Source organism: Bacillus sp. TH30, from assembly GCF_016650875.1.
In the GTDB taxonomy this organism is placed as follows: domain Bacteria; phylum Bacillota; class Bacilli; order Bacillales; family Bacillaceae_G; genus Bacillus_A; species Bacillus_A mycoides.
Genome location: NZ_JAEKEY010000002.1, coordinates 354,371 through 367,436, shown reverse-complemented (window position 1 = coordinate 367,436; position 13,066 = coordinate 354,371). Strand labels below are relative to the sequence as shown.

General features: G+C 35.9%; 12 protein-coding genes. 10 read left to right on the top strand and 2 right to left on the bottom strand.

From position 1 onward, the window contains the following. Window positions 1–2 precede the first annotated feature (2 nt). From JFU20_RS04120 to adhP, 3 genes are all read left to right on the top strand, one after another. Entirely contained in the window at window positions 3–638 is a 636-nt protein-coding gene (locus JFU20_RS04120; protein ID WP_002012690.1) for a response regulator, read from the top strand. 285 nt (window positions 639–923) lie between these two features. Continuing rightward, the gene (locus JFU20_RS04115) at window positions 924–1,778 is read left to right on the top strand and encodes a MurR/RpiR family transcriptional regulator (protein WP_002012688.1); all 855 of its coding nucleotides are present in this window, start codon (window positions 924–926) and stop codon (window positions 1,776–1,778) included. Window positions 1,779–2,158: 380 nt separating this feature from the next. Continuing rightward, window positions 2,159–3,196, top strand: a complete 1,038-nt coding sequence (gene adhP / locus JFU20_RS04110) for an alcohol dehydrogenase AdhP (protein WP_002012687.1) — start codon at window positions 2,159–2,161, stop codon at window positions 3,194–3,196. Between the two features lie 152 nt (window positions 3,197–3,348). Here the strand turns inward: adhP and JFU20_RS04105 are convergent, their stop codons facing one another. Beyond that, on the bottom strand, window positions 3,349–4,143 hold the full coding sequence (locus tag JFU20_RS04105) for an ABC transporter permease subunit (RefSeq protein WP_374222324.1): 795 nt from the start codon (window positions 4,141–4,143) through the stop codon (window positions 3,349–3,351). Window positions 4,144–4,364: 221 nt separating this feature from the next. Next, entirely contained in the window at window positions 4,365–5,267 is a 903-nt protein-coding gene (locus tag JFU20_RS04100) for an ABC transporter permease subunit (protein ID WP_002012684.1), read from the bottom strand. A gap of 394 nt (window positions 5,268–5,661) precedes the next feature. Here JFU20_RS04100 and gntK point away from each other — a divergent pair, with 394 nt between their 5' ends. The 7 genes from gntK to JFU20_RS04065 all read left to right on the top strand — a co-directional run bounded on the left by gntK (window position 5,662) and on the right by JFU20_RS04065 (window position 13,063). Then, on the top strand, window positions 5,662–7,200 hold the full coding sequence (gene gntK / locus JFU20_RS04095) for a gluconokinase (protein WP_002012682.1): 1,539 nt from the start codon (window positions 5,662–5,664) through the stop codon (window positions 7,198–7,200). Window positions 7,201–7,214: 14 nt separating this feature from the next. After that, window positions 7,215–8,564 (top strand): GntP family permease, encoded by a 1,350-nt coding sequence (locus JFU20_RS04090; protein WP_002165883.1) that lies wholly within the window; start codon window positions 7,215–7,217, stop codon window positions 8,562–8,564. An 18-nt stretch (window positions 8,565–8,582) separates the two neighbouring features. Then, the gene (gene gnd / locus JFU20_RS04085; protein ID WP_201038362.1) at window positions 8,583–9,479 is read left to right on the top strand and encodes a phosphogluconate dehydrogenase (NAD(+)-dependent, decarboxylating); all 897 of its coding nucleotides are present in this window, start codon (window positions 8,583–8,585) and stop codon (window positions 9,477–9,479) included. Window positions 9,480–9,624: 145 nt separating this feature from the next. Next, window positions 9,625–10,161, top strand: coding sequence for an NADPH-dependent FMN reductase (locus JFU20_RS04080; RefSeq protein ID WP_002031805.1), 537 nt, complete (start codon window positions 9,625–9,627; stop codon window positions 10,159–10,161). Between the two features lies 1 nt (window position 10,162). Next, the gene (locus tag JFU20_RS04075; protein WP_016102081.1) at window positions 10,163–11,392 is read left to right on the top strand and encodes an MFS transporter; all 1,230 of its coding nucleotides are present in this window, start codon (window positions 10,163–10,165) and stop codon (window positions 11,390–11,392) included. A 63-nt stretch (window positions 11,393–11,455) separates the two neighbouring features. Beyond that, window positions 11,456–12,013 (top strand): YdcF family protein, encoded by a 558-nt coding sequence (locus tag JFU20_RS04070; RefSeq protein WP_002165881.1) that lies wholly within the window; start codon window positions 11,456–11,458, stop codon window positions 12,011–12,013. A gap of 102 nt (window positions 12,014–12,115) precedes the next feature. Next, window positions 12,116–13,063: an ABC transporter ATP-binding protein gene (locus tag JFU20_RS04065; protein ID WP_033710101.1), complete on the top strand. Its 948-nt coding sequence runs from the start codon at window positions 12,116–12,118 to the stop codon at window positions 13,061–13,063. Window positions 13,064–13,066 lie beyond the last annotated feature (3 nt).

Below are 13,066 nucleotides of genomic sequence, written 5' to 3'. Positions count from 1 at the left end.
CAGTGAAAATTAAATTATTACTTGTAGAAGATCATCATATCGTTCGAAGGGGACTCGTATTCTTTTTGAAGACGAGAGAAGAATTTGAAATTATTGGGGAAGCAGCAAATGGTGAAGAAGCATTAACATTCGTCCAAACAGAAAGGCCAGATGTAGTATTAATGGATTTATCAATGCCGAAAATGGATGGTATTGAAGCGACAAAACTTATAAAACAATACGATGAGACAATAAAAATTCTTATGCTCAGTAGTTTTTCAGAACAAGATTACGTTTTACCAGCATTAGAAGCTGGGGCAGATGGTTATCAATTAAAAGAAGTGCAGCCAGATCAACTCGTTGCGTCAATCGTTGCGGTATATCAAGGAAACGCAAATTTTCACCCGAAAGTAACACCAGCACTATTAGGACGATCAGCAGTCAAGAAAGAAAAAGAGAATCCTTTTTCTATGTTAACAAAAAGGGAGCAAGAAGTACTTCGTGAAATTGCGAAAGGAAGAAGCAATAAGGAGATTGCAGCAGAACTTCATATTACAGAACAAACTGTGAAAACACACGTTTCTAACGTATTGGCTAAATTGGAAGTAGATGATCGTACACAAGCTGCCTTATACGCAGTAAAGCATGGGGAAAACTAGAAATAAGTATGAATAATTGTGTCATATGCTATGGAAGAATACATATGAGAAATTAAAATGTATAGAGATGCCGAATAAAGGTTTTTCTTCTTTCAATAATTAGGTACAATAAAGTGAAACTTTAATCAGTGGGGGGCCATCCCCACTGATTATTAGTTGAACCAATCGGGTTTTTACGGGTAGTTGATCTCCCACCTAACTCCCTTGCATTCATCGAATTTTGAGGTGGGAGTCTTACTGCCCGTTAATACGGGATAAAGCTACTATGGAAGGGGAAGATACGCTATGCCTGGTACAAAAAGTGGGATTGGAAAGATTCAGGCTTCGTTAAATGGTTTATCACCGAAATTACGAAGTATTGCCGAACATATTTTGAAACATCCACAAGATGTTGTACATAAATCGATTACGGAATTAGCGGAAGTTACGAATAGTTCCGAAGCAACGATATTCCGCTTATGCAAACACTTAGGTTTTCAAGGGTTCCAAGACTTGAAAATTACATTAGCTCGTGAGATTGTACATACCCCGATGCAAAATATTCATGAGGAAGTATCGGTAGAAGATAATATTGTCACTGTTGCTAAAAAAGTTTTTCATTCACATATTACAGGACTGCAAGATACATTACATTTGTTAAACGATAACGCGTTGGAACAGGCAGTAAGTGCGCTGAATGAAGCGAAACGAATTGAGTTTTATGGAAATGGTGGTTCAGGTATTATTGCGATGGATGCTTATCATAAGTTTATGAGAACGGGTATTTCTTGTATTGCTCATACGGATTCACATTTTCAAATTATGGGAGCTGGCTTGCTGACAAAAGAAGCAGTGGTCATTGCAATTTCTCATTCGGGCAGTAATAAAGGTTTACTTGAAGCGTTAGAAGTAGCGAAAGCAAGAGGGGCCAAAATTATTGCGATTACGAGCTATCAAAAATCGGCATTAAGCCAACTTGCTCATATAACATTATATACTTCGACGCGTGAGACGGAATTTCGTACAGAAGCAAGTTCGTCACGATTAGCGCAGCTTAGTTTATTAGATACTTTGTATGTGGGATTGTCATTGCAGCGACAAGAGGAAACACTACAAAATTTACAAAGTATACGTGAAACTATTTCGATGAAGCGAATATAAAAAGCTCTTCAAATGAAGAGCTTTTTATATTGGCGAGTAGTCTGTTGATATACCCTCTAGATCTACTTGTTCTAAGTGTCTATAGAAATATGCCAATTACCTATAATAATAATCTCTCATCTTTTAGACCATTCATTTTTTAAACCTCGATATTTTGCATATGAAATTTAACAAGTAGCTTGATACATCAAAATACGTATTGGGTAATAATTCAAATATTGTTCAATATTTTACAATAAGCTTATGAAATTCCATGTTATGATGAACCTGTAATGATGATTGAACACTTAAATTTGGTACAATAATTAGCCAAAATAGTGAGGACAGTAGTTGTGAGATAAACTCATTAAAACTCTAAAACACTAAAGGGGAGATCACATATGAAAGCAGTAGTAGTTAATAAAAACAGCAAAGCAAATATTGAAGTTATTGAAAAAGAATTACGTCCGTTACACTCGGGTGAAGCGCTAGTAGATGTAGAGTATTGTGGAGTTTGCCACACTGATTTACACGTTGCGAATCATGATTTTGGAAATACCGATGGCCGCATCCTTGGTCATGAGGGTGTAGGTATTGTTACTAAAATTGCTGATGATGTTACTTCACTAAAGATAGGTGACCGTGTAAGTATTGCATGGATGTTCCAATCTTGTGGACGTTGTGAATATTGCGTAACGGGGAGAGAAACATTCTGCCGTGAAGTGAAAAATGCTGGTTATTCAGTAGATGGTGGTATGGCTGAACAATGTATTGTTACAGCTGATTATGCGGTGAAGGTACCAGAAGGATTAGATCCTGCTCAAGCATCATCAATCACATGTGCGGGCGTAACTACATATAAAGCTATAAAAGTATCAGACATTAAACCTGGTCAACCTATCGTAATCTATGGTTGTGGTGGATTAGGTAACCTAGCTATCCAATATGCTAAAAACGTATTTGGTGCAAAGGTAATTGCAGTAGATATCAATGACGACAAATTAGCCTTAGCAAAAGAAGTTGGTGCTGATATGACTATCAATCCAATTTCTCAAGGTCCTGCTGATAAAATTGTTCAAGAGGAGTTTGGTGGTGCTTATGCTGCTGTAGTAACAGCAGTTTCTAAAGTAGCATTCAACTCAGCAGTTGATGCAGTACGTGCTTGCGGTAAAGTAGTTGCGGTAGGTTTACCAGTAGAAACTATGGATTTAAACATTCCACGACTTGTATTAGACGGGATTGAAGTAGTTGGTTCTCTAGTTGGTACTCGTAAGGATCTAGAGGAGGCATTTATGTTCGGCGCAGAAGGAAAAGTAGTGCCAGTTGTTCAAACGTGTTCTCTAGATAAAGTACAAAATGTATTCGAAGAAATGGAACAAGGTAGAATTCAAGGACGTATGGTAATCGATTTTAAACAGCATAATTGTGATTGTAAATAATTCATTTTAAATATAAAAAGCATGAGTCTAGCAAAGGGTATGTAAAAAAGTTAGACGGCATAAAAAAGATGATCCCTCGTATTCAATAGGGATCATCTTTTTTATATTCTACTAATATCAATGCCAATTAATACTTGATTGATGAGACATGATTAAAGGTTCACTTTATTTGCAAACGAAAAAGAATCTTTATTTTTAACAAATTTTTTATGATCTGGAACGGTTTGAATTGCTACAACTTGCGAATCTCTTGCTTTCAGTGCATCTTGAATCCCGATTGTCATAAGCTTAATAAATAGAATCGTAATAAAGAATGAAACGAGAGTATACAAAATAATCCACCATGAAATATTCATTTCATAACGATTTAATCCAATAAGGCCTGCCCAATCATTCGATAGAGAAACAGGTTTGAGTACTCCGTCATAGAGTTCACGCATTTGTATCCCACCAATTACAATATCAAGCAACGCTAAATGGATAACGAGTATGAGTGTTTGGACGATATGTTCCATAAATAACACAAATAAGCGATCAAGTAATAAGACTCGTAAGTGTTTTTTGATAATATGAAAACGGCTAGCACCCAGTAATTGTGAACTTAAAATGTAATCTCGTTTCATAAATTCATCAACCTCTGAGGAGATATATAAAGAAAGTGTAGGTAGAGCGACGAAAATAAGTACGAGAACTTGATAAAACGCAAATGAAATATTTGGATCTAATCTATCAGCATTTGATATGATTACAATATTAACGGGCGTGATGAGTATAAATGCGATAAATAAAGTAGGAATATAGTAAAAAACTTCTGAGCATGCCTGGAAAAATCTCTTGAATCTTGGAGCGTATAAACTCAAGAGGATTCCTATACATGTTCCGCATAAAATTCGAAAGAAGCTAATTGCCACGGCTAATAAAATGGTGAATTTTGCTCCTTCTACAATTTGTAAGAAAACAGACTCTCCAAAACGATCAGATCCAAAAGGCGGCATTAACAATGGCGAAAAGGGGGCCTTTCCAAGTAATTCGTTATTGTCATTGTAAAGTAACTGAGGAGGTTTTGGGATGTTATCTTTAAAGAACCAACTATAAATAAAACTAGCTGAAACAAGTATGAATAGATAAGTAAAGCCGATTAAAAATCGTTTTGATTTCCAAATAGATTTCATAATGCTGCTCCTTTCAATTGCTTTTTCCATCTATTCATCATGAATGAGATTATTTGAAAAATGGCATAAAACGGTAAAATAATCATAACAAGTATGATAAATGCAGCTGGAGGTGAAATAAACGCCTTCTTAAATAAAAATTGAATAATGCCTTCCATATTAAAAACAAATTCTAAAATGAATAAGTTAGAAAGTAAGAAAACAAAAATCGTTTTTAAATGATGAAAGAAGTGGATAGATATATTTTTGAATAAATGAATGCATAGTATATAACTTGATGAAAGTCCTTTTCCATATGCAACCTCTACGTAATGTTTTTCATGTTCTTCTTTTATGTATAACACCATCATCCGAAACATTTGTAATGTAGGTAAGACTGCTAAAGATAAAATAGGGAGTAAATAAGCTCGATTTTCATTAAAAGAAATAATGGTGACAGGAGATTCCCCGAATTTCTGAAGTACCCATATGAAAAATATTTGCAAACAAATCATCATCATCATATCAGGGACAGCTTCTAATATGAACACAATTCGGTTTATCCATTTTTTTATATAATCTTTTGCTAAAAAATAAAAAAATGCCATACTAGATGATAGAAAGAGTGCAAGCAAAAAGGCTATAAATAATACAGTAAATGAATATAGGTAAGGTTCTAAAACAGTTGGAAATAATGGTGTCTTTTTGAAATGACCAAATTTCGGGTCTGATCCCATAACTACTAATGATTCAGGGGAGAAAACCTGTTTTAACATAGTAACGATCTGATTAAAAAAATGAATTGGTTGAAAAGTGAATCCCTGTTGAGTGATAAATAAATAAGGTAAATTTAGTAATAGTAAGAGTGATAAAAGAATTGATGAAAGTTTTATTGTGAATTGAGATATTTTATATAACATTAAATCCCTCCGACATCTTTTTACAACATTATACAATAAAGTTCATATTTTGTTTTGATTTTTCAGAAAAATATAAATACTATTAGATTTTATAGTATGGAACATATATTTACAAGGTAAAAAAGTGATAGTAGGCAGCCACGCCCTATGTCCATCAAGCTAAGAAAACGAGAACTTATATATTATTATCTTTAGGTGGAGGGGAAAGAATGTTTGATAAATTAAAAAGGTTATTTAAAAAAGATAAAGAGAATGATTTAGAAGATGAGAGGTACATTTTGGTTTGAAAAAAATTTTCTTTTCATAACTTGATTTATGAAAAAATATTTTATATACTAATTCATGTAAACGGTTTACTAGATCGTATTTTGCTAGAAACGAAGGGAAGGTTCGCATGGAAACAAGGGGGAGAGTAATCGGGGTTGACATCGGTACCACAAGTACGAAAACGGTTGTATTCACTGAAAAAGGAAAAGTCGTTGCTTCACATGCAATTGATTATCCAATTATTCAACCGAACGTCGGATGGGCTGAGCAAGATCCTGATGTAATATGTGCTGCTGTATATAAAACTGTAAGCGTTGCCATTGGAAAGGGTAACGTGTCACCGGAAGATATTTCTTCTATCGGGATTAGTACAGCGATGCATGCCTTAATTGCTGTAGATGAAAACGGTGCGCCGTTAACGCGCTCTATTATTTGGGCAGATAATAGAAGCACAAAGCAATCAGAAAAACTATTACAACAAATGAATGGTCATGACATTTATAGAAGAACTGGTACACCAATTCATCCGATGTCACCACTTTCTAAATTACTGTGGATGAAAGAAGAAGAAACGGATTTATTCAGAACTGCTCATAAATTTATTTCCATTAAAGAGTATGTCATTTATCAATTATTTTCACGCTATGTAGTTGATTATTCTATCGCATCTGCTACAGGGGTATTTAATTTAAAAACATTAAACTGGGATGAAGCTGTTTTAACTATGTTAAATATGTCACCAGAACAATTATCAACACCTGTACCAACTACATATATTTTATCGGGAATGAAGCCGGAATTAGCACAAAAGATGGGTATTAGTGAGGATACTCCGGTTGTTATTGGTGCAAGTGATGGTGTTCTTGCAAATGTAGGTGTCGGTGCAATATCACCTGGCTCAGCTGCAATTACGATCGGGACAAGTGGTGCGGTTCGAACAATTTCATCGAGTGTTAATACAGATGAAAAAGGAAGAACTTTTTGTTACGCATTAACAGATGAGCACTGGGTGATCGGCGGACCAACGAATAACGGTGGAATATTACTTAGATGGTTACGTGATGAATTTGGTAGCCCAGAGCAAGAGGTAGCAAGAAAGCTTGGAATTGATCCTTATGATTTATTAATTAAGTATGCAGAAAGTGTACCAGCTGGAGCAGATGGATTACTATTTTTACCGTTTCTATCTGGAGAACGTGCACCCTACTGGAATGCAAATGCTCGAGGTACATTCTTCGGTATAAACCTTCAGCATAAACGTGAACATTTCATACGAGCAGTTATGGAAGGTGTTTGTATGAGTGTGTATTCAGTAGCACTTGCCATTCGAGATTGTACAGGGCCACTTACTGAAATACGTGTTTCAGGAGGCTTTGCGAAATCTGCATTTTGGAGACAAATGTTATCTGACATGATGGGGAAAGAATTGCTTGTTCCAGAAAGTCATGAAGCATCTGCGCTTGGGGCAGCAGCACTTGCTTTGTATGCAATTGGGAAAATTGATTCTCTTGAAGAGGTGAAGGATTGGATTGATATTGTCCATCACCATGTACCGAATAAAGAAAATACGGCTTTATATTTAGAGATGTTTTATATGTATGAACGACTTTACAATCGTTTGAAAGAAGAATTTGATTGTATAGCTGCTTTCCAACGTAAACAATAGGGGGATTGGGAGAAATGGTAGTTGGAATCGTACTAGCGGCTGTTGTCATATTACTTTTACTAATTACGGTAGTAAAATGGCATCCATTTGTCGCGTTAATTTTAACAGCAATCGGAGTTGGGCTAGCAATGGGGATGCCCTTAATTGGAACTTCACCACAACATCCGGGGATTATCGATTCTATTAAATTAGGTCTCGGTAATACGTTAGGGTTTTTAGCGATTGTTTTAGCTTTAGGAACAATGCTAGGAAAAATGATGGCTGAGTCTGGCGGTGCTGAACGAATTGCTAACACATTAATTGGACGTTTTGGGAAAAAGCGTGTTCACTGGGCAATGATGTTCGTTGCATTTATAGTAGGGATTCCGGTATTTTTCCAAGTTGGATTTGTACTATTAATTCCGTTAGTATTTACAATTGCGTTAGAAACAGGGGTATCACTTATTACAATCGGTATTCCGCTAGTAGCAGGTCTTTCGGTTGTACACGGACTTGTTCCACCGCATCCAGCAGCTATGGCAGCGGTAGGTATATTTAAAGCAGATGTAGGGAAGACAATTTTGTATGCATTAATTGTCGGACTTCCAACTGCAATAATTGCAGGTCCGCTTTACGGGAAATGGATTGGTGCTCGTATACATAAAGAAGTACCGTTAGATATAGCGGAGCAATTTATTGAAAGAGATAAGAAGAAGGAACTTCCTAGCTTCGGAAATACATTGTTTACTATTTTACTTCCAGTATTTCTTATGCTAGGTGCATCGATAGCAGAAGTAGCATTAAATAAAACAAGCCAACTTGCACAAGTATTGCATTTTATTGGAGATCCAATAGTCGCATTATTAATTGCAACGATATATTCTTTCTTTAGTCTTGGCTATGCAAAAGGGTTTTCTAAAGACAAAGTCTTACAAGTTACAAATGATTGTTTAGGCCCAATTGCAAACATACTGTTAGTTATCGGTGCAGGTGGTGCCTTTAATAAAGTGTTATTAGATTCTGGAATTGGAACTACAATTGCGGAGATGGCGAAAGAATCACATATTTCACCGATATTATTAGGTTGGGGAATTGCTGCACTTATTCGAATCGCGACTGGCTCTGCTACTGTTTCCATGATGACAGCAGCAGGAATAGTGGCACCGATTGCAGCAAGTACACCAGGAGTGAACGTAGAGTTACTGGCACTTGCAACAGGAGCAGGGTCATTAATTTTATCGCATGTAAATGATTCTGGATTTTGGATGATTAAAGAGTATTTCGGAATGACTGTGAAAGAAACATTATTAACATGGACTGCAATGGAGACAATATTATCTGTTGTAGCACTTGGGCTAATTTCGTTATTAAATATATTTGTATAGAATGGGAGATTGATTAATATGAAACTAGGTTTAATCGGATTAGGAAAAATGGGATTCCCATTAGCTGAACACTTACATGAAGACAAGCATGAAGTAGTTGTATACGATGTAAATAATGAGCTTGTTGAAAAGGCAGGGGAATTAGGGATTACTGCTCGTCATACGTTAAAAGAAATGATTGCTGAACTAGAAGCACCTCGTACAATTTGGGTAATGGTACCTGCAGGAGAAGTTGTCGAGTCAGTACTAAAAGATGTATATCCATTATTAGAGGAAGGCGATATCGTTATTGAAGGCGGAAATTCATTCTATAAAGATACGTTACGCCGTGCTGAAGAAGCGAAAAGCTTTGGTTTATATTATGTAGATATCGGTACATCAGGTGGTGTGGAAGGAGCTAGATACGGTGCTTGCTTGATGGTTGGTGGAGAAAAAGAAATTTATGATCAACTAGAACCTTTATTTAAAGATTTAGCGGTAGAAAATGGTTATTCATATGCAGGCCGCGTCGGTAGTGGGCATTTCTTAAAAATGGTTCACAACGGTATTGAATACGGAATGATGCAAGCAATCGCTGAAGGATTTGAAGTACTAGATAAAAGTGATTTTGATTTCAATTATGAAGATGTTGCAAAAGTATGGGCAAACGGATCGGTTATCCGTGGTTGGTTAATGGACTTAACTGAAAAAGCATTTGCAGAAGATCCGAAACTTGATGGCATTAAAGGTGTTATGAACTCTTCAGGAGAAGGGAAATGGACTGTTGAAACTGCGCTTGAATTACAAGCAGCGGCACCAGTTATCGCTATGTCATTATTTATGCGCTACCGTTCACAAGAAGATGATACATTCCATGGGAAAGTTGTCTCAGCTCTTCGTAATCAATTCGGTGGACATGAGGTTGTGAAAAATTAGTTTTGTGAAACTCATACGAAAGTATGAGTTCTTTTTTTATTTCTCATACTATTTTATGAAAGCTTTTACCTCTTTTTACTGTATTTTGTATAGAAATTTCTGATAATATAAAGGTAGAATTTTAAAACAAAGGGGAGAAATGGTTATGAAACTAGTCGTAATTAATGGTACACCAAGAAAATTTGGAAGAACTCGCGTTGTGGCAAAATATATTGCAGAGCAATTTGAAGGGGAGTTATACGATTTAGCAGTAGCGGAATTGCCTTTATATAATGGAGAAGAATCACAACGTGAATTAGAGGCAGTAAAAAAATTAAAAGCTTTAGTGAAAGCTGCGGATGGAGTAGTACTATGTACACCAGAATATCATAATGCGATGAGCGGAGCGCTGAAAAATTCGTTAGATTACTTAAGTAGCAGTGAATTCATCCATAAGCCTGTCGCATTACTAGCAGTTGCTGGAGGAGGTAAAGGGGGAATAAACGCATTAAATAGTATGCGCACTGTCGCTAGAGGCGTTTACGCAAACGCAATTCCAAAACAAGTCGTGCTTGATGGATTACATGTGCAAGATAGTGAACTTGGAGAAGATGCAAAACCATTAATTCATGATTTAGTTAAAGAATTAAAAGCATATATGAGCGTATATAAAGAGGTGAAAAAACAATTAGGAGTTGAGTGATATGTCCTCTCTTTATCATGATTCTCGCTTGTATTACATTCTAGGAGCCAATAGTTTATCCGCTATTGGTTCCGGGATTGTTATGATAACGATTCCGTGGTTGTTAATTAAGGAAAGTGGAGGAGAGACAACATTTGGTTATGTTTCTATCGTTGCAACTCTCATCATGTTTTTACTAACACCATTCATTGGGCAAAGCATAGATCGTTTTTCAAGAAAATCTTTATTGTTATGTAACGAAGGTATCGGGATAGCCATTATAGGAATGATGGCCATTTGGGGATTTGCTGGGCAATCATACAATTCTATTCATTACATTATTATTTATATAGCAGGTTCTTTCTATTATCTATTATTCTATCCCACAATATTTGCATTTAACCAAGAAATATTTCAATCAGAGCATTATAAAAGTTTAAGTGGCACAATGGAAATACAAGGACAATTAACGCAAGTTATTTCAGGCGCAGCTGCTAGCTTTTTAATTGAGATTATTTCTTTGAAATGGATCTTGTTAGTGGATATGTTAACTTTTGCAGGAGCATTTTTTCTTTTCTTATGTATACCGTATGTAAAGAAAAAAGAAGTAAAACGGAAAGCAACATTTAAGAAGCAATTGTTCGAAGGAATTCACTTTATGAAAAAGCGCCCTAAGTTATTTTGGTTTTTACTAGCGACTTATATGCCGTTTATCGGTGTCATGATGGCAAATTATTTAATCCCAGTATATATTTCAGATATACTCAAAGCTAGTGCCTCTGTATACGCAATTGAAGGTATGATGTACGGTGTCGGAGCGGTTCTTGCAGGAATAAGTATTCCAATCATGATGAAATATGTCAAAATAGAAATTTCAATCGTTATGACGATGGTTATTTATGTAATTTCAATTACCGCAATGATTATTGAGCCTTCCATTATGTTATTATATGGACTAGCGATTTTCCATGCGATTGGAAATGCTGGAACACGAGTGGCGAGAAATGTATTGATGATGGAAGAAATCCCAAACGAAGTAATGGGACGTGTGGACAGCTTATTTCGATTAATTGGCACAGGAATTCGAATTGTATTATTAATGTTGTTTACGGCAGGCGTATCTAAAGCAGGGGTAATGATCCCGTTTTATGTACTGAGCTGTATATTGATCCTATCATTAGGGATTGCTTTTTATTATGTAATTTCAAAACGTAAAACGGAAGCGAATGTGTCTAATAAATCAATTGTTTAAAAAATACTTCTGCCTCCTTTTCTTTTTCTATATAATAAAAAGAAAGGGAGTGTTAACTTATTTATGAACAAATGGATATTGCTTATAATCTTATTACTACCTCCGCTATACATCATTTATATGACGTTTCGAATGAATAAAGTTGCTCGTGAAACATTGAGTAATCACTCTCCATACGTTCTTATATTAGGTGCAAAGTTATTTGGAGATAGACCGTCTTTATCTCTTCAAAATCGTTTGGATATAGCGTTGGAATATTTACATGCTCACCCTGAGGTGAAAGTAATTGTTTCAGGTGGTCAAGGGGAAGATGAAGATATACCGGAAGCTCACAGTATGAGAAACTATTTAATGGTACATGGTATAGATGAGAATCGTATTTTAATTGAAGACTGCTCTACAAATACGTATGAAAATTTAAAGTTTAGTATGGATTTATATGATGTAAAGCATGCGGTAGTTGTAAGTAATACGTATCATTTATATCGAACGAAAATAATTGCAAAGCGTTTAGGGATAAAGATGGAAGCTTTGGCTGCTGAAACACCGAGACGCTCTAAGAAAAAAGCGTATGTGCGTGAATATGCTGCAATTATGAAAACAATATTGTTCGACCGTTAGAGCTCAAATGAGAGCTCTTTTTTTGTATAATAAAGCGTATCATTTGAAATGAATGCTATATTCCATCAAAATAAAGGAAACAACATGAAAGGAGTTGTGTCTGTGATTCAATTTAATCATGTGTCAAAAGCGTATGAAGATGGCACAAAAGCAGTGGATTCATTGCATTTAGAAATTAAAAAAGGAGAATTTTTTGTTCTCATTGGTCCGAGTGGTTGCGGGAAAACAACGACAATGAAGATGATTAACCGTTTAATTGAAACGACGGAAGGATCAATTTTAATCGATGGAAAAGATATTCAACAATATAACATAAACGAACTACGTTGGAATATAGGGTACGTGTTGCAGCAGATTGCGCTGTTTCCACATATGACAATTGCTGAAAATATTGCAGTTGTCCCTGAAATGAGAAAATGGACCAAAAAGGAAATAAAAGCACGTGTCGATGACTTGCTACAGATGGTTGGGCTCGATCCAGATGTATATCGTGATCGCATGCCAGATGAATTGTCGGGAGGGCAGAAACAACGTGTTGGTGTCGTACGGGCATTAGCAGCAAACCCGAAAATTGTACTTATGGACGAGCCATTTAGTGCGTTAGATCCGTTAAGTAGGGAGCAGCTTCAGAAGGATATCGTACAATTGCAAAAAAAGATTCAAAAAACAATCGTGTTCGTAACGCACGATATGCAAGAGGCTTTATCACTTGGTGATCGTATTTGTGTAATGAAAGAAGGAAAAGTTGTTCAATTAGATACACCAGAAGGAATTATACATAACCCGAAAAATGAGTTTGTAGAGGAGTTCATTGGAAATCGTGGACGACCTTGGTATGAGGGGAAGAGTATAGAAGAGGTATTGCCGCTAGACGAGGGTATACGAGTTGAAGGGAATGCTTTATCTTTACATTCGTCATTACAAGAAGCACTAGTCCGCTTACAAACTGAAGAGTCAGTGCCGGTTGAAGAGCGTGGTCAATATGTTGGAGCGTTAACAAGTCGTCATATTGTCAATTACATTGTTGAACAAATGAAGGAAAGAGGCTAAACA